General features: G+C 68.9%; 19 protein-coding genes. 10 read left to right on the plus strand and 9 right to left on the minus strand.

Going from position 1 to position 19223, the window contains the following annotated elements; all coding sequences use genetic code 11:
* Window positions 1-24: 24 nt before the first annotated feature.
* From TPAU_RS01720 to TPAU_RS01735, 4 genes are all read right to left on the minus strand, one after another.
* A complete protein-coding gene (locus TPAU_RS01720; protein ID WP_013125045.1) occupies window positions 25-1470 on the minus strand; it encodes an aspartate ammonia-lyase in 1446 nt (481 codons plus the stop codon).
* Between the two features lie 73 nt (window positions 1471-1543).
* A complete protein-coding gene (locus tag TPAU_RS01725) occupies window positions 1544-1822 on the minus strand; it encodes a barstar family protein (protein ID WP_013125046.1) in 279 nt (92 codons plus the stop codon).
* A gap of 1 nt (window position 1823) precedes the next feature.
* Window positions 1824-2210: a guanyl-specific ribonuclease gene (locus TPAU_RS01730; protein ID WP_013125047.1), complete on the minus strand. Its 387-nt coding sequence runs from the start codon at window positions 2208-2210 to the stop codon at window positions 1824-1826.
* 52 nt (window positions 2211-2262) lie between these two features.
* Entirely contained in the window at window positions 2263-2916 is a 654-nt protein-coding gene (locus TPAU_RS01735) for a TetR family transcriptional regulator (protein WP_115329754.1), read from the minus strand.
* A 129-nt stretch (window positions 2917-3045) separates the two neighbouring features.
* Between TPAU_RS01735 and TPAU_RS01740 the strand changes: the two genes are divergently transcribed.
* The 4 genes from TPAU_RS01740 (at window position 3046) to TPAU_RS01755 (ending at window position 6145) form a co-directional block, all read left to right on the plus strand.
* On the plus strand, window positions 3046-4098 hold the full coding sequence (locus TPAU_RS01740) for a flavin reductase family protein (RefSeq protein WP_013125049.1): 1053 nt from the start codon (window positions 3046-3048) through the stop codon (window positions 4096-4098).
* Between the two features lie 27 nt (window positions 4099-4125).
* Complete coding sequence (locus TPAU_RS01745) at window positions 4126-5298, plus strand: fatty acid desaturase family protein (RefSeq protein ID WP_013125050.1); 1173 nt, start codon at window positions 4126-4128, stop codon at window positions 5296-5298.
* Window positions 5299-5323: 25 nt separating this feature from the next.
* Window positions 5324-5551 (plus strand): hypothetical protein, encoded by a 228-nt coding sequence (locus TPAU_RS01750; RefSeq protein ID WP_013125051.1) that lies wholly within the window; start codon window positions 5324-5326, stop codon window positions 5549-5551.
* A 99-nt stretch (window positions 5552-5650) separates the two neighbouring features.
* Window positions 5651-6145 carry a hypothetical protein gene (locus tag TPAU_RS01755; RefSeq protein ID WP_013125052.1) on the plus strand — a complete coding sequence of 165 codons (495 nt, stop codon included), beginning with the start codon at window positions 5651-5653 and terminating at the stop codon, window positions 6143-6145.
* Between the two features lie 69 nt (window positions 6146-6214).
* Here the strand turns inward: TPAU_RS01755 and TPAU_RS01760 are convergent, their stop codons facing one another.
* Genes TPAU_RS01760 through trmB form a run of 3 tightly spaced genes read right to left on the minus strand, consistent with a single transcriptional unit; the run spans window position 6215 to window position 10707 of the window.
* Window positions 6215-9208: an MMPL family transporter gene (locus TPAU_RS01760; protein ID WP_013125053.1), complete on the minus strand. Its 2994-nt coding sequence runs from the start codon at window positions 9206-9208 to the stop codon at window positions 6215-6217.
* A gap of 33 nt (window positions 9209-9241) precedes the next feature.
* Window positions 9242-9907 carry an NYN domain-containing protein gene (locus tag TPAU_RS01765; RefSeq protein WP_013125054.1) on the minus strand — a complete coding sequence of 222 codons (666 nt, stop codon included), beginning with the start codon at window positions 9905-9907 and terminating at the stop codon, window positions 9242-9244.
* The gene (gene trmB / locus TPAU_RS01770; protein WP_013125055.1) at window positions 9904-10707 is read right to left on the minus strand and encodes a tRNA (guanosine(46)-N7)-methyltransferase TrmB; all 804 of its coding nucleotides are present in this window, start codon (window positions 10705-10707) and stop codon (window positions 9904-9906) included. The genes TPAU_RS01765 and trmB overlap by 4 nt, the downstream gene beginning before the upstream one ends.
* Before the next feature lie 37 nt (window positions 10708-10744).
* Here trmB and TPAU_RS01775 point away from each other — a divergent pair, with 37 nt between their 5' ends.
* The 6 genes from TPAU_RS01775 to TPAU_RS01800 all read left to right on the plus strand — a co-directional run bounded on the left by TPAU_RS01775 (window position 10745) and on the right by TPAU_RS01800 (window position 17109).
* A complete protein-coding gene (locus tag TPAU_RS01775; RefSeq protein ID WP_013125056.1) occupies window positions 10745-11476 on the plus strand; it encodes an LppX_LprAFG lipoprotein in 732 nt (243 codons plus the stop codon).
* The gene (locus TPAU_RS01780; protein ID WP_013125057.1) at window positions 11473-13062 is read left to right on the plus strand and encodes an MFS transporter; all 1590 of its coding nucleotides are present in this window, start codon (window positions 11473-11475) and stop codon (window positions 13060-13062) included. The genes TPAU_RS01775 and TPAU_RS01780 overlap by 4 nt, the downstream gene beginning before the upstream one ends.
* A 38-nt stretch (window positions 13063-13100) precedes the next feature.
* Window positions 13101-13814 carry a hypothetical protein gene (locus TPAU_RS01785; protein WP_013125058.1) on the plus strand — a complete coding sequence of 238 codons (714 nt, stop codon included), beginning with the start codon at window positions 13101-13103 and terminating at the stop codon, window positions 13812-13814.
* Complete coding sequence (locus TPAU_RS01790; RefSeq protein WP_013125059.1) at window positions 13811-14851, plus strand: hypothetical protein; 1041 nt, start codon at window positions 13811-13813, stop codon at window positions 14849-14851. The genes TPAU_RS01785 and TPAU_RS01790 overlap by 4 nt, the downstream gene beginning before the upstream one ends.
* Window positions 14841-15176: a DUF6802 family protein gene (locus TPAU_RS01795; RefSeq protein WP_013125060.1), complete on the plus strand. Its 336-nt coding sequence runs from the start codon at window positions 14841-14843 to the stop codon at window positions 15174-15176. The genes TPAU_RS01790 and TPAU_RS01795 overlap by 11 nt, the downstream gene beginning before the upstream one ends.
* Window positions 15177-15264: 88 nt before the next feature.
* Complete coding sequence (locus TPAU_RS01800; RefSeq protein ID WP_013125061.1) at window positions 15265-17109, plus strand: phosphoenolpyruvate carboxykinase (GTP); 1845 nt, start codon at window positions 15265-15267, stop codon at window positions 17107-17109.
* Window positions 17110-17240: 131 nt separating this feature from the next.
* Here the strand turns inward: TPAU_RS01800 and TPAU_RS01805 are convergent, their stop codons facing one another.
* Complete coding sequence (locus TPAU_RS01805; RefSeq protein WP_013125062.1) at window positions 17241-17993, minus strand: MIP/aquaporin family protein; 753 nt, start codon at window positions 17991-17993, stop codon at window positions 17241-17243.
* Window positions 17994-18111: 118 nt separating this feature from the next.
* Window positions 18112-19035, minus strand: a complete 924-nt coding sequence (locus TPAU_RS01810; RefSeq protein WP_083773746.1) for a phosphatidylglycerol lysyltransferase domain-containing protein — start codon at window positions 19033-19035, stop codon at window positions 18112-18114.
* Window positions 19036-19223 lie beyond the last annotated feature (188 nt).

The following is a 19223-nucleotide window of genomic DNA, read 5'->3' on the forward strand; positions in this document are numbered from 1 at the left end:
CCCCCTAGGGGTATGTGACAAGGGTCAGTCGTGCTTCTCCGCGGACCCCGGGTGCAGCGCGTGCGGCGGGTGCCCGGTGAGGTACTCGGGGCTCAGGAGCGAATCCAGGGTGGCCTCGTCCAACAGTCCGCGCTCGCGCACGATCTCCACCACGCCTCGTCCTTCCTCGAGCGCCTGGGCGGCCACCGCGGTCGCCGCGGCATAGCCGATGCTCGGGCTCAGGGCGGTGACCACACCGATCGACTCGGCGACCGACTGCTCCAGTCGCGCCGTGTTGGCGGTGATCCCGGCGACGCACCGCTCGCCGAGCACGCGCGCCCCGCGGGTCAGGTGCGCGATCGACTCGACCAGCGATCGCGCGATGATCGGCTCGAAGGCGTTGAGCTGGAGCTGGCCGCCTTCGGCAGCCATCGTGATCGTCACGTCGTGCCCGATCACCTCGTAGGCGATCTGGTTCACCACCTCGGGGATCACCGGGTTCACCTTGCCCGGCATGATCGACGATCCGGCCTGCACCGCGGGCAGGTGGATCTCGTTGAGACCCGCCCGCGGCCCGGAGGACAACAGCCGCAGGTCGTTACACGTCTTGGAGAGCTTGACCGCGATCCGCTTCAGCACACCCGAGAGCTGGACGAAGACGCCGACATCGGCGGTCGCCTCGATCAGGTCGGAGGCGCCCACCAGTTCGTAGATGCCGGTGATCTCGCGTAGCCGCTCGATCACTTTGGCGCGGTAGCCGGGGTGCGAATTGAGGGCCGTGCCGATCGCCGTGCCGCCGATGTTCAGCTCGTGCAGCAATCGGGTGGCCTCCTGCAGACGCACGATGTCCTCGCCCAGCGTGGTCGCGAACGCGCCGAACTCCTGGCCCAATGTCATCGGAACGGCGTCCTGCAACTGGGTTCGGCCCATCTTCACGATCCCGCCGAATTCTTCTGATTTCGCGGCGAATTCGGCGCGTAGCCCGGTGAGCGCCTCTTGCAGGTCGCGCAGCTGGGTGATCAGCGCGATCTTGATCGCCGTCGGATACACGTCATTGGTGCTCTGCCCCAGATTCACGTGATCGAGCGGGTGCAGTGTGGCGTAGTCGCCGCGTGGCCGGCCGAGTTCCTCGAGCGCGGCGTTGGCGATCACCTCGTTGGCGTTCATGTTGGTCGAGGTTCCGGCGCCGCCGGCGATGGTGTCCACCACGAACCACTCGTGTAGACCGCCGCCGCGGATCCGCTCGCACGCTGCGACGATCGCCTCGGTGCGCTCGTCAGTGAGTACGCCGAGCTGCCGGTTAGCCTCGGCAGCAGCTTGTTTCACGCATGCCAGCGCGTTCACCAGGTGGGTGTGGGTGGCGATCGGGATGCCGGTGATCGGGAAGTTCAGCAACGCGCGCGCGGTGTGGGCGCCGTAGTACGCGTCGGCGGGAACGTCGATGTCGCCGAGCAGGTCGTGCTCGCTGCGGGTGGTTTCGGTCATGCCCATGATTGTCCCGTGCCCGCGCGAGGATGCCAGTGTCTTGCGGGATATGGTTCGGAGGCAGACCGATTCGCCGCGATTAAGCGGTTTGCAGTGGGACGCCCGAGGTGGCGAACACATCGACCACCTCGGCGTAGAGCTTCGGGCCCAGCGCGGTGCGCACATCGTCGGCGTGCGTGATCCGGAAGTCGAAGGGCTCGTCCTCCGGTGTGCCGAAGCCGCCGCGCAGGCAGTCGACGAGTGCGTCCAGGTTGCCGCCGAAGTAGCCGCCCGGGCCGTTCACGGCACGGCCGAGCTCGGCGTAGAAGCTGTCGCGGTCCACCACGCGGCGGCCGTCCACGGTGTACGTCGTGGTCATCTCAGGCTCCCGTCAGGGTGCAGAACGACGAGTAGTGGTCGCCGGTGTAGTAGTAGACCGGCGGCGAGGTGAGCGGGGTGCCGCCGGTCACGATCCGCCGGGCGCCGCGGGTCGATGAGCCGGGCGTGGGCACCGTGTACTCGTGGTAGTAGCCCGACGCCTTCGCCGGCAGGATTCCCTCGCGGTTCTGGAAGACCACGCCGTCGTTCTTCGGATACGGGAAGGGGCCGCCCTGATGGATGAGGTTCACGGTGTCGGTCGCCTCGGGCGGCAGCGAGGAGAGCGCGCACGAGGGGAGGGCGGCGGAGGCGGACGGGAGGCTGGTGACGGCGGTGCTCAGGCCGAAAGCGACCAGGAGCGCCCCCGCGGTGCGGGTTGCGGTACGCATGCACCGAAAGTTAGCGGACGCAGGTAATCGTCGTGTGGCGATCGGATGAACGCTATTCGCGTGGCCGGTACGAGCCCAGGCCCAAAGCGACCACAGTGAGCTGTCGCTTGGTGCGGTCGATCAACTCGTTCTCGTCGCGGGTGTTGCGCGGATCGATCCGCACCAACTCCGCGACGAAGCCCAAGATGATCGTCACGTAGAGATCGGCGATCATGTCCAGGTCTTCGACACTCCAGTCGGCCAGGGCGGGGATCCGGGACAGGTCGTGGGTGAGGTCCTTGGCGAACAGGCGCAGCTCGACATCGATCGCGCGCTGCAGCTCGGGCGAGCCGCCGTAGCGCTCCCGCACGAGGAACTGGAACTCCGCGTCGTTGGCGCGCGCTTGCTTGGCGACCACGCGCACGGCTTCCTCGCCGCTCGGCCGACCGTCGCGACGACCTTCGCGCAGCATCCTGCGCAGCACCCGCATCGCATCCTCGACCAGGGTGACCCCGAGATCGTCCATGGACGCGAAGTGCCGGTAGAAGGCCGTAGGGACGACGCCGGCGGCCTTGGCCACCTCACGCAGCGACAGGCTGGCGAACGCGCGTTCGCCCGCGAGTGCCAGCGCCTCGTCCAGGAGGGCCTGCCGGGTGCGCTCCTTGGCCTCGGCTCGCGTCGGACCCGGGGTGTGCCGTTCGACGGCACGGGTAGACGGACGGGGCATGGGTTTCAGTGTATCCGTGTGCGCCGAAACCGCTGTGGCGGAGGTCACCGATCATCTCCTTGACGCGATGTGCCCAACTTGGTGGACACTGTCAGTGTACAAGCGTGCACTGAACGGAGAAACACAGCCATGAGCCGCTTCACTCGAATCGCCGGAAACGTCATCGAGGCCGTGCTGACCCCGCACGCCGTGGATCGCTATCTCGAGCTGGTGGACCCGATGGTCACCTGGACCGAGATCCGCGGCCGGGTCACCGCCGTCAGCCGCCGCACCGACCGGTCCGTCACGTTCACTGTGACCCCCACTCGTCAGTTCACCGGCTTCGAGGCCGGGCAGTTCATCCAGGTCAGCGTCGTTATCGACGGTGTCCGGCAGACCCGCTGCTTCTCGCCGGCCGGTTCCGCACTGTGGCCCGGCGATCTGGAGTTCACCGTGACCGCCGACGCCGGCGGCCAGGTCAGTACGCACCTGCGGGACAATCTGCGGGTGGGCGACGTGCTCGGCCTCTCTCCCGCTGCCGGTAGCTTCACCCTGCCCGGCGCACCGGGGGACCGTCCGGGCCGGATCCGCCTCATCAGTGGTGGCAGTGGCATTACACCCGTGCTCTCGATCTTGCGCACGCTCGTGGACGAGGGATACACCGGCAGCGTCGATCTCCTGCATTTCTGCCGGGACAGTGCCGATAACCCCTACCGCGCCGAGCTGGACCTTCTCGCCCGGCGCTCGGGCGTGTCCGTGACCTACGTGTACACCCGTGCCGGCGGACGCCACCTGGGTGCCGAGCACCTGCCCGACTTCGGCGACGTGGGCTTCGCCTGCGGCCCCGCTGCGCTGCTGGAGACCGCGAAGGCGCTCTACGCCGAGGCCGGCGTGGAATTGCGCGTCGAGGAGTTCGCCCCGCCGGCGGCGGCCGCACCGTCGGGCGACGCGACCGGAACCCTCCGATTCACCGAGGCCGGCACCGAGGTGGACAACGACGGCCGCAGCATCCTCGACCAGGCCGAGTCCTCCGGCCTGTTCCCCGAGAGCGGCTGCCGCATGGGCATCTGCTTCTCCTGCACGGCGGTCCGCACATCGGGCTGCACCACCAACATCCTCACGGGCGAGACCGATTCCGAACCCGACCAGCACATTCAGCTCTGCATCAGCGCGCCCGTCGGCGACGTCGAGATCGCGCTCTAACCCCACCATGATCGGAAGGGACATCTCATGACCGAGCACATCACCCTCACCGCGGACCAAGTCGAGGCCATCGGCGAACGGTTCGACGCCATCCGCGCCCGCATCCTGGCCGACCTGGGCGAAAAGGACCGCGAATACATCTATTCCATCGTCCGTGCCCAGCGCGGCTTCGAGATCGCCGGCCGCGCCATGATGTACCTCCCCCCGCTGTGGCCGCTGGCGGTCGGATCGCTGGGAGTGTCGAAGATCCTCGACAACATGGAGATCGGCCACAACGTAATGCACGGCCAGTACGACTGGATGCGTGAGCCGGGCCTGAACTCCCGCGAGTTCGAATGGGACACAGTATGTCCCGCAGACCAGTGGAAGCACAGCCACAACTACCTGCACCACACCTTCACCAACGTGCTCGATATGGACCGTGACATCGGCTACGGCATCCTGCGCATGGCGCCCGAGCAGAAGTGGCACCCCTACTACCTCGGCAACCTCGCCTACGCGAGCGCGCTCATGGTGCTCTTCCAGTGGGGCGTGATGCTGCACGATCTCGAGGCCGAGCGGTTGATCAAGGGCGAGCGCAGGTGGTCCGATATCAAGGACCTGGTGCGCGGTATGCGCAAGAAGGCCGGCCGCCAGGTGCTCAAGGACTACGTGCTGTTCCCGCTCCTGACCGGCCCGCTGTTCCCGCTCACCTTCGCGGGCAACCTGTCCGCCAACCTGATCCGCAACCTGTGGACCTACTCGATCATCTTCTGCGGACACTTCCCGTCGGGCGTGCAGACCTTCACCAAGGAGGAGACCGCCAACGAGACCAAGGGCGAGTGGTACGTGCGGCAGATGCTGGGCTCGGCCAACATCGACGGCGGCCGCCTCTTCCACATCATGAGCGGGAACCTCAGCTTCCAGATCGAGCACCACCTGTTCCCCGATATCCCCGCCAACCGGTACCCGGAGATCGCCGCCGAGGTCCGCGCCACGTGCGAGGAGTTCGGTCTGCCCTACAACACCGGGTCGTTGCGGAACCAGCTCACCTCGACGTGGAAGAAGATCGCGAAGCTGTCGCTGCCCAACAGCTGGACCAAGCAGGAGCCCGACCTCGCTGTCACCATCGAGCGGGTCAAGGCCGAGGACGCCGCGAAGAAGGCTCTCGCGCAAGCGGGCTGGCAGCGCGGCGCCGCGCGTGAGATGGTGACTGCCTAGGACATCGACGACGGGGTGGTGGATCGTGGGCAAGCTGGAGCGACGTAAGGACCTGGCTCAGGAGGCCGTCGAATCGACGGCCATCCGAGTGGGCCGGATCGCCACGATCATCACCACCGCCGTCGCCGACGTCGCCCGCGAGATCGGCGACGCGGTGAGCGACGGCCTCGAGATGCGGAACGCGGCCAAGCGTGCCGCCGCCGACGAGGCCCGTACTGCGCACCGGACCGCGACCCGCGACGACGAGGCCTAAGCCGCGCGGATGAAGCCACCGTGAAGAGAACGGTGGCAGCGACGCTCCCGGCGTGAGAAGGTTGCAATCCAACAATCTTTTCCGGGAGAGGTGTCCGTCGTGAGCGCGATAGAGCAGGGCAAGGCCGTCGTCAAGAAGATCAGCCAGGTGATCAACGGGCTGACACAGGCGCGGGGCGCGGCCGGTCGCGCCGCGGATGAGAAGTCCCAGATCACCTCCGATGTCAGTGATGTGAAGTCCGCCGGCAAAGAGGTCACCGAGGGCGTGTCCAATCTGAAGTCGGCGGGATCGAAGCTCGATTCCGACGTCAAATCCACCGCGGCCAACGTTTCCGCCGATATCGCCGCCGTCAAGGGCGTCAAGACCAAGCCCGCCGCGAAATCCGATGCGAAGCCCGCGGCCAAGACCGATGGCGCGCCCGCGGCCAAGACCGATGGCGCGCCCGCGGCCAAGTCCGATGGCGCGCCCGCGGCGAAGGCCGAAGCGAAGCCCGCAGCCAAGGCGGATGCCAAGCCCGCCGCGAAGGCCGAGACGCCCAAGGCCGCCGCACCGAAGCCGGCACCGTCGGCGCCGAAGACCGATCCCAAGGCCTGACACCGGTTCGCCGGTCCCGAGCACAGCGGAGCCCCGCAGGAATTCTCCTGCGGGGCTCCGCTCTCGTCGCTACTCGTCCCGGTCGCGCTGCTGGTGCGGGCGGGGGCCGTCACCGGACGGGCCGGGGAAGGGGCGCTGACCCGGCCCTCGTCCGCCCGGTCCACCGGGCCCACCCGGGCCCTGTGGCCGGGGCGGGTACGGCGGGCGCGGCCCACCGGGACCACCCGGTCCGGCGGGGCCGCCGGGTCGCTGCTGGCGCGGCATCGGGCCGCTCGGGCGCGGACCGCCGCCCTGTCCGGGGGGACCGTAGGGCCCCTGCGGCCCGCGCGGACCGCCCGGCCCCTGCGGCGGAGGCCCGGGGCGCCGCTGCCCCGGGACCGGCGGCTGATAGCTCCGCGGGTCCTGCGGGGGACGCTGCATCGGCGCCGACGGGCGCGGCGGCTGGCCGGCGGGCGGCGGTCCCGGACGACGATTGCCCATCCGGATCTGGCCCGACGGACGCTCGTTGTTCGACGGTGCGGTGGGATCGGCCGCGCTGTCCGGGATCGGACGCTGCTCGGCACTCCCCAACGATCCGGGGACCACGGGCGCGCCCGCGCCCACCAGCTGCGGCGCTGCACGGCCGGGCACCGCCGACGGAGGACGCACCGACGCCAGCGGACGGCCGTCGCGCGTCTCCGCGGGCAGCGCCGTCTCGCCCAGGCCGATCGCGTGCTGGATCTTGCGCATCCATTCGGGAGCCCACCAGCAGTCGTCGCCGAGAAGTTTCATCACCGCGGGCACCAGCACCATGCGGACCACGGTGGCGTCGATGAGCAGCGCGAACATCAGGCCGAACGAGACGTACTTCATCATCACCAGGTCGGATGTGGCGAAGGCCGCGGCGACGCAGGCCAGCAGAATCGCAGCCGCGGTGATGATCCGGCCGGTGTTCGCGGTGCCGGCGCGGATGCTCTGCACCGTGGTGGCTCCCGCGGCTCTCTCCTCGATCATCCGGGAGATCACGAACACCTCGTAGTCGGTACTGAGACCGAAGACCACCGCGATCACCAGCACGAGCACCGGCGCCATCAGTGGGCCGCCGGAGAAGTTGAAGATCGAGCCGCCGTGCCCGTCCACGAACATCCAGGTGAGGAAGCCCAGGGTGGAACCCAGCGACAGGATCGACATCAGCACCGCCTTGATCGGCAGCACCAGCGATCCGAACGCCAGGAACATCATCAGCGTGGTCACCACGACCAACAGCCCCATGAGTAGCGGCAACTTCCCGAGCATCGAGTCGATCGAGTCGTTCTGCAGCGTCGGCATGCCGCCGACCATGAACCCGACGCCCTTGCTGGCGTCCGCACCGTCCATCGTGATGCCGCGGATCTGCTCCACCGCCTGACTGACGGCCTTGGTGTCGTTCGGATCCTGGAGGTTGCCGTTGGAGGTACGGACCTTGACCTCGGGCCCTTCGCCTCGGATCTGGAGCGGGGAGCCATCGGACTTGGCGGTCGCGACCGCTGCAGTCGGGGGGCTGAAGCGGCTTGAATTGCGATCGGCCGGATCGGTGTGGACGAATCCGGGAATCTTGTTCGCCTCGTCGAGCACCTGCTTGATCTGGGCGTCATCGGCATTGGTGAACACGATCTGAATCGACTGACCGGTATACGCCGGGAAGGTCTCGAAGAACTTGTCCTGCGCCTGCCGCGTCTCGTTGGTGGGCGGCAGGTAGGTCTGCGAGATACCGCCGAACTGCAGGCCGATCACCGGAATGGTGATCGCCAGCAGGAGGGTGACCACACCGACCGTGTAGGCGATGGGCTTGCGCATGACCGCATCGGTCACCTTGCCCCACATGCCGTTCTCGATGTTGGCCTTGGTCTTCGGCTTACCGGTCTTCTCCGCGGCCCAGTGGATGATGCCGCCGATCAGCGGCAGCTTCCACTTGTCGAAGATGGTGAGGAACCAGTGGAAGCTCAGCGCGAACACGCGCGGGCCGAGCACGGCGAGCATCGCGGGCAGCAGCACCAGCGACAGGAGCGCCGCGATGAACACGCCCAGCAGCGCGCCGGTGGCCATCGAGGTGAGCAGGCCCAGCGGCGAGATGTACAGACACGCGAGCGCGCCCACGATCAGCAGGGAGGACATCACGATGGTGCGGCCCGCCGTCATCACCGTGCGTCTGACCGCGGTCGGTGTGTCGTACCCCTCGTCCAGTTCCTCTCTGAACCGGGACACCATGAACAAGCCGTAGTCGTGCGCGATGCCCAGGCCGATCAGCGAGATGATCGGTCCGACGAACAGGTTGACTTCCATGAACTGTGCGAGGACGGAGGCGATCGCCATCGATGCGCCGATCGTCATCACACCGATGATCATCGGCAGCACCGCCGCCACGATGCCGCCGTAGACGAAGAACAACACGATTGCGACGAGCGGCAGGGCGATGAGCTCCGCCTTCTTCTGATCGCGCTGAACGCCCTCGGTGACCTCGGATGTCACCGGTACGAGGCCGGCGAATCTGGCTTCGAATTTCCCGTCGGCCTGGGTCTTCAGAATGTCCCGGATCGGCTCCCGGATATCCGCCCAATCAAGGCCGCGTTGCGTGTCGTCGTTCGATTTGAGCGGCAGCGTGAAGAAGCCCCACGACTCGCCGTTGGCCTCGTTGCGGACGAACGGATTGTCGGCCGCGGGGAGCGTCGTGTAGCTGGCCGGGCGCATCGAGGTGTTCTCTGCATCCGCGCCGTACAGCTTCGCGTCCGGTCCCTTGGCGAACTGATCGAGGATCTTGGTCCGTGCGCTTTCGACGGAGTCCTTCACCTCTGCGTCGGTGACCTTCTTGCCGTCGGCGGCCTTCACCAGCACCAGGATGTCGGACTGCGCGAACCGGCCATTGGCCTCGTCCGTCAGTTTCGACGCGGCGACCGAATCGCTCTTCTCGTCGTAGAGGCCGTTCATCTTGGTCTTCGAGCCGAGACCGAGGAAGCCCCAGACGCCGGTGGCGGCGATCGAGACGAACAGGACCGCGATGATCGTGTATCGGAACGCGTACGAGAAGCGCCCTATCGCTGCGAACAAGCGAAAATTCCTTTCCGGTGGCCGGGCCCGAACTCAGACACGACTCGAAAGTAGCGAAGACAGGGGGCGGAACGGCTGCAGCCACGCACCCTCGTCGGGCAGCGAATCGAGGCTCACACGTGGCAGCGGCTCGCGGAACACCCCGGCGATGTCTTCGAGATCAACGAACTCCAGAGTAGGGGACTGCAGCGCCCAGGCGGCGTGCTCACGGAACCCGAGTACCTTTACCGGGACCCCGGTGGCGGCGATCTCCTCCAGCGGTTCGCGGAAGGCCTGGCCGTCGGCCGAGGCCACCAGCAGCCCTCCGAGGCCCGGGCGGTAGCGCCGTACCTCGATGTGATCGAGCATGTCGGCGTCGACATCGCTGTCCTCGTCGACCTTGGGCTTGGCGAACACGGCGTAGCCCACGTTCCGCAGGGCCTCGACCCAGGGACGCACCACGTCGGCGGTGCCGGGAGCGATGTTGGTGAAGACGGTGGCCTCGGGCTCGAGCCGACTGTCGGTATCGGATTCCAGGGCGGCGGTGTACTCGAGGAGCCACCGGCCCAGCGCATCGAATCGCGGACGGTGCGCCGCCGTCGGGCGGCCGCCGAGGATGGAACCGAGCCCCATATCGAGGTTCGGCGCGTCCCAGACCAGCAGAACCCGTCTTGCCGCGTCGAGGGACGCCTCGGAGGGATCGGTCGCAGTTCCCGTCACCGGTGCGCTCCTTCCTCCACGACCCGTTCCCAGACGAACTCGTGGATCTCACGGCCCACCTGCGCGGCCTTGTCCTGGAACTTCGTGACCGGCCGGTCGACACTGATCGGCAGGTTCGCGTCGGCGAGCCGCGGGGGTAGTTCCACGGGCCGCAACAGCGGCTCGCTCGGAGCGACCTCCGCGATCGCCTCCGCATAGTCTGCATGATCGGTGGCCACGTGCAGAATCCCTCCGACCCGCAACCGGTCCGCGATCAGCGAGAACATGCGCGGTTGCAGCAGCCGGCGCTTGTGGTGCCGGGCCTTCGGCCAGGGGTCCGGGAAGTACACCCGCACGCCTTCCAGCGAGCCCGGCGCGATCATGTCCTCGAGGACGGCGACGCCGTCGCCGCGCACCACCCGCACGTTGGTCAGGCCCTGGCGCTGCACACCGCCGACCAACTGTGCGATCCCGGGCAGGTACACCTCCACCGCCAGGACGTCGCGTTCCGGCTCGGCCTCGGCCATCGCCACCGTCGACGTGCCGGTTCCGCAGCCGATCTCCACGATGAGCGGTGCGGTGCGGCCGAACCAGGCCGGGGCGTCGAGTGGGTGTGACGGGGCCGGGAAGGCATCCTCGTTCGGCGCACCGTCGACGGGACGCGCCGGCGGGATGTCGCGCCCGATCGTCGGCCACATCTCGTCCATCGCCCGCTGCTGTGACGGAGTCAACGCTCCACGGCGAGAGCGGAAACTGGTCACACGGGGGTACAGCCGACGGTGTTCGGCGCGGGGGTCTTGAGATTCGGGCACGCTCTCCATCGTCCCAGCCGAACGAATGTGACCTAGCATTGGCCGCATGATCGTGCGTAACAGTCGCCACACGGCACTTCGCCTGGCCACCCTGATGGTGGCGCTCCTCGCCGCATTCGGTCTCGTCGCCGGCTGCTCCAAGGCCGAAGGCGAGGCGAAGAAGAATGATGCCCCGCTACCCGACGCCACGACGATGATCGACTCCTCGTCGGCCGCGGCGAAGGCGCTGCGGGATGTGTATCTCGATCTGTCGGTCGACGGCACCGTGCCGAAGCTGCCGGTCAAGAGCGTCTCCGCGTATCTCACCAACGATCCGAAGGTGGCCGGTCAGGGCGATGCCGATGTGATCTTCAACGGCACCCAGGTCAAGGCGAAGTTCGTGGTGGTCGATTCCAAGCTGTGGGCGCAGTTCGGCGCCGGTCAGTCGTATCAGGACATGGGCCTCGCGGCCGACATCTACGACGCCTCGGCCATCCTCGATCCGAACAAGGGCATCGCGAACCTGATCGCCTCGGTCCGCGAGCCCAAGGCCGAGGGCCGCGAGCAGATCGGCGGCGTCGAGACGGTTCGCCTGTCCGGCATCATCCCGGGGAGCGCACTCGCGGGCATCGTGCCCAAGGCCGATCTGGGCGACCGCCCCGTCACCTTCTGGGTGCAGGAGGCCGCGCCGAACAACCTGGTGCGCGCCAACGTCGGCTTCGACGCGGGCACCCTCACCGTGACCCTGTCGGACTGGGGCAAGAAGCAGCAGCTGATCGATCCGAAGACCGCCAAGTGACGCAGGCCCCAGCGGTCGCGGCCCCCGCGGCCGGGCCGGTGCGTGGGCGGGGCGTCGCGATCGGGGCGGCGGGGTTGGCGGTGCTCCTGGGGGCACTCGACACCTATGTGGTGGTGTCGGTGCTCGAGGACATCATGCGGAGCGTGCAGATCCCGATCAACCGGCTGCAAGAGGCCACCCTGATCGTCACCTGCTATCTGCTGGGGTACATCGCGGCGATGCCGCTCCTCGGCCGGCTCTCGGACCGATTCGGCCGGCGGCTGGTGCTGCAGGCCAGTCTGGTGTTGTTCATCGTCGGTTCGGTGATCACGGCCACCGCCGACACCGTCCCGACGGTGCTCGCAGGGCGCGTGGTGCAGGGTGTCGCGAGCGGTGCCCTGCTGCCCGTGACCCTGGCGCTGGCCGCTGACCTGTGGTCCGCGCGGCGCCGCGCCGCGGTGCTGGGCTGGGTCGGGGCCGCGCAGGAATTGGGCAGCGTGCTCGGCCCCGTCGTGGGCGTCGGCGTGGTCGCGCTGGTCCATGACAAGTTCACCTCCGTCCCCGCCGACGACGCCTGGCGCGTCGTGTTCTGGGTGCAGGTGCCGCTCGCGCTGGTCGCGATACTGCTGATACAGCTGTCGGTACCCACACGGTCGGGTACCGAGAAGCAGAGCGTCGATGTGGTCGGCGGTCTGCTGCTCGCGGTCGCCCTGGGCCTGTCGGTGATGGGCCTGTACAACCCCGACCCGAACGGCGAGCAGATCCTGCCGCCGAACGGTCCGGTGCTGCTCGGTGGTGCGGCGGTGGCGTTCGTGGCGTTCGCGGTGTGGGAGAAGTTCGCCCGCACCAAGCTGATCGACCCGGCGGGAATGCGCGTACTGCCCTTCCTCGCGGCGTGCGCCGCGTCGGTGTGCGCGGGCGCCGCACTCATGATCACGCTGGTCGACATCGAGCTGTATGCGCGGCTGGTGCTGGAACGGTCGCAAGTCGATTCCGTGGTCCTGCTGGTGCGCTTCCTGATCGCGCTGCCGATCGGAGCGATCCTGGGTGGCCTGATCGCGGCGCGGATCGGCGATCGATGGATCTCGGTGGCGGGCCTGCTCGTCGCCGCCGCCGGTTACCTGCTCATCGCGCAGTGGCCGCGGGATGTACTCGCAGCCGACTACTTCGGGGCGCTGCCCGTCCTCGATACCTCGCTCGCCGTCGCGGGCTTCGGCCTGGGGCTGGTGATCGGTCCCCTGTCGTCGGCGGCGTTGCGTGCGGTGTCGCTCTCGCAGGCGGGGATCGCATCGGCGTTGCTCGTGGTGGCGCGGATGAGCGGCATGCTGATCGGCGTGGCCGCGCTCACCGTGTTCGGGCTGCACCGCTTGGCCGCGATCCAGGCCGGGATGCCCGCCCCGCAGGTGCAGGGCGACTTCGTCGCGCGGGTGAAGGCCATGGCCGGTCAGGTGCAGGACGCCTACGCGATCATGTTCGGCGAGGTCTTCGCCGTCACGGCGGTGATCTGCCTGGTCGGGGCCGTGTTCGCGGCGTTCGTCGCGGGCGGGCGGCACCAATCGCCGCAATCGTCCGCCGAGGACGGCGATGCGCTCGTAACCTCCTCCTAGGAACGGCGCGGGGGCGCCGGGGGAGCTGGGGGCTCACCATGGGGGATCTCACTGTGCGGGGCGGCCCGCCACGGGTGCGGCTGCTGGGCCGTGACGGCGTGGGCAAGTCGGTACTGGCCGCGGCCCTGGAGCGCCGCGGCATAGCGACGACGAAGCGCGACAGCGGCGACGCGAACCTCTACTGCCTGGCCGGCGGGCTGCGCGCCACCGACCGGGCGGCGATCGCGACGCTCGCCGCCGGCCGAACACCCCTGCTGGTGGCCTGGACGAAGGCCGATGCGGCGGGCTCCTGGCGGGCGGCCGACGCGCGCGCCGCCGAGCTCGCCGGTGAGCTGGGCCGGCCCGTTCTCGCGGTGATGGCGCTGCTCGACGTGATCGGTACCGACGAGCTGGACATCGCGCGCCGGCTCGCCGCGTCCGCGTTCGCGCTGCCCGAGTCGGTCGCCGAGGCCGCGGCGGCGCTCGGCGACGATGCCTCGGTGCTGGTGCGGACCGGCGGGTACGGTCTGGCCTGCGCGATCGGTGCGCTGCGCGAGACTCCGTCGCTCTCCACGGACGAGTTGCTGCCCCGGCTGCACGAGCTCAGCGGGGTCGACCTTCTCGCCGAGCCGGTGATCGCCGCCTTCGCGGGATTCGAAGCGCGACGGGAGGCCGAGTTCGATGAGACGCTGCGCACCGTCGCCCGGACCGACTGTGCGCGGCGCGACGAGGCCGAACACCTGCTGCTCGATCGCTTGGCGCGGGTCTCATGACGGTGCTGGTGGCGGCGCAGGACGCGGCCGGTGCGATCGCGGTGGCGCGAGCTCTGGACGGGGCCCCGGCGGTGGTCGGCGCGGACGGCGCGCTGACCCCGCTCGCGGAGCAGCCTCGGGAGGTGGACGCCGCGGTCTACGTCCTCGATGCCTGTGTGCCCGCGGACCCGGTCGATTCGGTCGCGCTGGGGAGACTGCGGGCACGCTGGGGCACCGTGGTCGCCGCGACCGGTGCCGAGGCGTATCCGGATAGCGCCGCGACCTGTGCGGAGTCGGCGCGGCGGCTGGGCGTCGCCGTGCTGCCCGTCGAACCGGGGTTGGCGGCGATCCGTGCCGCGCTGGCGTGCGCGCCCGCTCCGGAGCCGTGCGTTCCCGCGGTCCCGGCGCGACCGAATCCGGCGTTGGAGCGGGCCGATCGCTCGGCGTACCTGAGGTCCACGGTCGCGCGGATGCGGGCTGCGCTGCTCGCCGAGTCCGCCGAGCGGTTCCGCGGGCGGGACGACGACGCGAGCCCGGAGCGGGTGCGGGCGCGGCTCGAGCGGACCGTGGCTGGCCTGGAACTGTCGCTGCACGAGTACCTCCGGGCCGCCTATCGGGGTACCTTCGCGGGCTGGCCGTCGCCGCCGGAGCCCGCCGTGCCGGTGCTCTCCCGTCCGGACCCGACGGAGCCGCCGGCGCACCGTCGGCGGCCCGAGGACGCGGCCGTACTGGTGCTGGGTGCCTCGGCCGGACTCGGAATCGGCCGGGCGGTGGCCGCGCCGCTGGAGGCGCTCGGCACGCTGCGCTGGCTGGCATTGCCGATCAGTTTGGTCGTGGGCCTCGCGGCGGCGTTGTGGCTGCTGCGAGTGCGTCGCCGGACCAGCGCTCGGGCCTCTCGCCGCGCCTGGTCCGACGGTGCCGCGGCGGCGCACCGGCAGCGTGTCGAGTACGAGATCGCGGCGGCATTGGTGGCGGCCGAGTCCGATGCCGCGCTCCGGCTCGCCCGCGGTCCGGGAACCGAACCGCGACCTGATGCGTCCAATGGTCATGGAGCCTGAGTTCGGGTTGTTCGCCGGCGGCGACTCCGACGCCGCCGGCCCCGATCTGTTCGACGGTGCCGTCCCCGCTGCGGCACCGTCGTCCGAGGGGCTCTGGGTGAGCGCCGACGGCGGCTGGTTCGACGTGCACGCCCTGGATACCGACGGCGACGGCCACCCCGATACGGGCACCCTCTCCGGGCCCGGCGGCACGGCCGTCTTCACCGACCTCGACGCCGACGGGGTGGCCGACGTGTACCACCGGATCAGGCCCGACGGCACATTCGAGACCTGGCGGTTCTCCGGTGGCTCATGGCACCTGCTGGACCGCGGCGAGGTGATGTGAGCAGTCGCACGTCACCCTCGGAGCTGGGACCTTGCTCGATGTGTGACACTGGTTAAAGGAGTCGGCACGACATCTCGGGAGATGACACATGACCTCAGCCACCATTGATGGCCTTGACGGGGACTCGATCCCCACCAAGCACGCGAAGCTCATCGAATGGGTGCGGGAGGTCGCCGAGCTCACGCAGCCCGAGCGGGTGGTGTGGGCCGACGGCTCCGAGGAGGAGTGGGACCGGCTGACCGCCGAGATGGTCGCGGCCGGCACGTTCACCAAGCTCAACGAGAACAAGAAGCCGAACTCCTTCCTCGCGCTGTCGGATCCGGCGGACGTGGCACGCGTGGAGTCGCGCACCTACATCTGTTCGGAGACCAAGGAGGCCGCGGGCCCCACGAACAACTGGGTGCGCCCCGCCGAGATGCGGGCCACCATGACCGATCTGTACCGCGGCTCGATGCAGGGCCGCACCATGTACGTCATCCCGTTCTGTATGGGCCCGCTCGGCGCGGAGGACCCGAAGCTGGGCGTCGAGATCTCCGACAGCCCGTACGTCGTGGTGTCGATGAAGATCATGACCCGTATGGGCACCGCCGTGCTCGACAAGCTCGGCGAGGACGGCTTCTTCGTCAAGGGCCTGCACTCGGTGGGTAAGCCGCTCGCGCCGGGCGAGGCCGACGTGCCGTGGCCGTGCAGCGAGACCAAGTACATCACCCACTTCCCGGAGACCCGCGAGATCTGGTCCTACGGAAGTGGTTACGGCGGCAACGCCCTGCTCGGCAAGAAGTGCTACGCGCTGCGCATCGCCTCGGCCATGGCGCACGACGAGGGCTGGCTCGCCGAGCACATGCTGATCCTCAAGTTGATCTCGCCGGAGGACAAGGTCTACTACATCGCCGCGGCGTTCCCGTCGGCCTGCGGTAAGACCAACCTCGCGATGATCCAGCCGACCCTGCCGGGCTGGCGCGCCGAGACCGTCGGCGACGACATCGCGTGGATGCGCTTCGGCAAGGACGGCCGCCTCTACGCGGTCAACCCGGAGTTCGGCTTCTTCGGTGTCGCGCCGGGCACCTCGATGGACTCGAACCCGAACGCGATGAAGACCATCGACGCCGGCAACACCCTGTTCACCAACGTCGCCAAGACCGACGACGGTGATGTCTGGTGGGAGGGTATGTCGGCCGCGCCGCAGCACCTCACCGACTGGCGCGGCAACGACTGGGAGAGCTCCTCGGCGGAGAACGAGGACGGCCTGGTCACCGTTGCCGCGCACCCGAACTCGCGCTACACCACCCCGATGTCGCAGTGCCCGTCGATCGCCCCCGAATGGGACGATCCGCAGGGTGTGCCGATCTCGGCGATCCTGTTCGGCGGCCGTCGCAAGACCACGGTGCCGCTGGTCACGCAGGCCCGCGACTGGAAGCACGGCGTGTTCATGGGCGCCACCGTCGGTTCCGAGCAGACCGCCGCCGCCGAGGGCAAGGTGGGCACCGTCCGCCGCGACCCGATGGCGATGCTGCCCTTCCTCGGTTACAACGTGGGCGACTACTTCGACCACTGGCTCAACATCGGTAAGCAGGCCGATGAGTCGAAGCTGCCGGAAGTGTTCTACGTCAACTGGTTCCGTCGCGGCGAGGACAAGCGCTTCCTGTGGCCCGGATTCGGTGAGAACACCCGCGTGCTCAAGTGGATCATCGATCGTATCGAGGGCAACGCCGCGGGTAAGGAGACGCCGGTCGGCATCGTCGCCACACCGGAGGAGCTGGATCTCACCGGCCTGGACACTCCGGTCGAGGACGTCGCCGAGGCGCTCGCCGTGAACGTCGACGAGTGGCGCGGCGAGATCCCGTCGATCGAGGAGTGGTTCTCGTTCGTCGGCGACAAGCTGCCCACCGGTCTCCAGGACGAGCTGGACGCGCTCAAGCAGCGACTCGGCTGATACCTCGCGGTTCGCCGCATCGACGCACCCGTCCACGCAGGATCGTGGGCGGGTGCGTCTGTCAGAACCCGTTACCTGTCAGGGAATGCGCCTACTGGTGCCCGACGTGCGATAGCCGCCGGCGCCTGCGATCAGCCGCCGACCGCGAACGGCAGCCACCGTGCGGCCAGGCCGGCGATCACGCCACCGACGATCGGTCCCAGGATGGGCACCCACGAGTAGTTCCAGTCGCTGCCGCCCTTGCCGGGGATCGGCAGTAGCAGGTGGGCCAGGCGCGGACCCAGATCACGCGCGGGATTGATCGCGTATCCGGTGGGACCGCCGAGGGAGAGGCCGATGCCGACGACCACCAGGGCGACCGCGAGCGGTCCGAGTCCCGTTGGTGTGCCACCGAAGTTGAGCACCACGTAGACCAGCACGAAGGTCGCGACGACCTCGGTCACCGCGTTCCAGCCGTAGCTGCGGATAGCGGGGGCGGTGGCGAACACGCCGAGCTTGTCGGCGGGGTCCGCGGCGGAGTCGAACTGCGCTTTGAACGTGAGCCAGCACAGCACTGCGCCGAGGAACGCGCCGATCAACTGAGCGGAGAAGTAGACCGCGGTCGATGCCGCACTCACCGGTACGCCGGGGGCGTATTCACTTGCGCCTCTGGATAGAAGGCCCAGGGTGATCGCCGGATTGAGGTGCGCGCCGGATTTCGCCGCCACGTAGACGCCCGCGAAGACGGCGAGGCCCCAGCCCCAGGCGATGGTCATCGTCGCGCCCGACCCTTTACCGCGGGTGAACAGGACGTTCGCCACCACACCGCAGCCGAGCAATGTGAGCATGGCGGTCCCCGCCACCTCGGATCCGAAGACGACTCCCAGGGAGATGTTGTCGGTCATGGTCCTCCGGTCTCATCGAATGCGGACCGCGGGGGTGTGCGGGCCGTACCCGAGTCGATCATGCGGGGGACTGCGATCGCAGAGGACTCCCCGATCCTGCGACAAAATTGATGCCCCGCTAGAGGGCGCGGCGCCGCCCGTAGCTGCCGAATTCGAGGAGAAGGAGCGCCGCGGCCACGCGGGGCAGGTGGCGCCACCGCAGCATGACGGCGCGCTCCTGGTCGAAGGCGTGATACTTGCGCAGGTACCGGTATAGCCGCTCGACGTGGATCAGTGGGTCGAAGGCGTGCGCGGCCCGCCGGAGCAGGGGGTGGCCGTCCCGGCTGAACAGGTCGGGGAAGGGCGCGAAAGCGAGCGAGACCCGCTTGTACCCGTGGTCGCGGGCCCAGGTGAAGACATCGTCGGTGAGCCGTTCGTCCACGCCGTTAGGCGCGCTGGGCGCACGCAGTGGCTCGTCGAGGGAGAGGTCCTCGGGGCCGGCGGGAAGGTAGCGGTGCGCGGCGCAGAGAGTGCCGTCCGCGGTCCGGGCGAGTGCGATCACTCCGTCGGGAGCGGTGCCGTCGAGCATGCGGCCGAGGATCATCGAGAAGCCGCGAGTGGGATCGTGACCCGCGGCGCGTTCCATCGCGCGGATGGCCGTGGCACCGGATGTGGGGAGGTCGCCTTCGCGCACGATCTCGACGGTGACGCCGGCATTACGGGTCCGGGCGATGGCCTGCCGGAGGTTGCGGAATCGTCGGCCGGTCAGGTGGAAGGTGGTGGTCTCGATGACCACGTCGCGGCCGATGGGGGCGGCCCGCAGGCCGTGCGCCTCCCAGGTGCGACGATGCGCCTCGCCGGCACCGAGCACGGCGATCGGGCGGCGGCCGGCCCGGCGGACGAATTCGGCGATCGCGGCGTCACGGTCCTCGGCGGTCGCCCCGACCGGATCGCCGCTGGCCACCGCGACGCCGAGGCGCACGGCGTAGGCGAGCGCCGCCTCGCCGCCGGGGGGAGAAGACGTGGTGCTTCTCGGGGCGTAGTGCGAAGGGCGCCAGCGGATCGCCGATGGACTCCCGGATCAGCGCCTCGACACTTTCATGTTCGAAGGACATGGTTTGAGTATGCGCCCGGTGCGCACTCGGGGCGTGCCGTGGGTCCGCACTCGATGCGTCAGCACCATGGATCGGCCTAGTCGATGTAAAACGTCAAAAGTATCTATTGTACTGATTCGTTCCGCAGATGAATCAT

Origin of the sequence: Tsukamurella paurometabola DSM 20162 (assembly GCF_000092225.1) — a bacterium.
Lineage (GTDB): Bacteria > Actinomycetota > Actinomycetes > Mycobacteriales > Mycobacteriaceae > Tsukamurella > Tsukamurella paurometabola.

Excerpts from the sequence above, each read along its gene's own strand:
- TPAU_RS01745 (WP_013125050.1), top strand. The coding sequence starts at position 4,126 with ATGACCGAGCACATCACCCTCACCGCGGACCAAGTCGAGGCCATCGGC.
- TPAU_RS01725 (WP_013125046.1), bottom strand. The coding sequence starts at position 1,822 with ATGACCACGACGTACACCGTGGACGGCCGCCGCGTGGTGGACCGCGAC.
- trmB (WP_013125055.1), bottom strand. The coding sequence starts at position 10,707 with ATGGAGAGCGTGCCCGAATCTCAAGACCCCCGCGCCGAACACCGTCGG.
- TPAU_RS01800 (WP_013125061.1), top strand. The coding sequence starts at position 15,265 with ATGACCTCAGCCACCATTGATGGCCTTGACGGGGACTCGATCCCCACC.
- TPAU_RS01805 (WP_013125062.1), bottom strand. The coding sequence starts at position 17,993 with ATGACCGACAACATCTCCCTGGGAGTCGTCTTCGGATCCGAGGTGGCG.
- TPAU_RS01795 (WP_013125060.1), top strand. The coding sequence starts at position 14,841 with ATGGAGCCTGAGTTCGGGTTGTTCGCCGGCGGCGACTCCGACGCCGCC.
- TPAU_RS01785 (WP_013125058.1), top strand. The coding sequence starts at position 13,101 with ATGGGGGATCTCACTGTGCGGGGCGGCCCGCCACGGGTGCGGCTGCTG.
- TPAU_RS01740 (WP_013125049.1), top strand. The coding sequence starts at position 3,046 with ATGAGCCGCTTCACTCGAATCGCCGGAAACGTCATCGAGGCCGTGCTG.
- TPAU_RS01730 (WP_013125047.1), bottom strand. The coding sequence starts at position 2,210 with ATGCGTACCGCAACCCGCACCGCGGGGGCGCTCCTGGTCGCTTTCGGC.
- TPAU_RS01720 (WP_013125045.1), bottom strand. The coding sequence starts at position 1,470 with ATGGGCATGACCGAAACCACCCGCAGCGAGCACGACCTGCTCGGCGAC.
- TPAU_RS01735 (WP_115329754.1), bottom strand. The coding sequence starts at position 2,916 with ATGCCCCGTCCGTCTACCCGTGCCGTCGAACGGCACACCCCGGGTCCG.
- TPAU_RS01775 (WP_013125056.1), top strand. The coding sequence starts at position 10,745 with ATGATCGTGCGTAACAGTCGCCACACGGCACTTCGCCTGGCCACCCTG.
- TPAU_RS01790 (WP_013125059.1), top strand. The coding sequence starts at position 13,811 with ATGACGGTGCTGGTGGCGGCGCAGGACGCGGCCGGTGCGATCGCGGTG.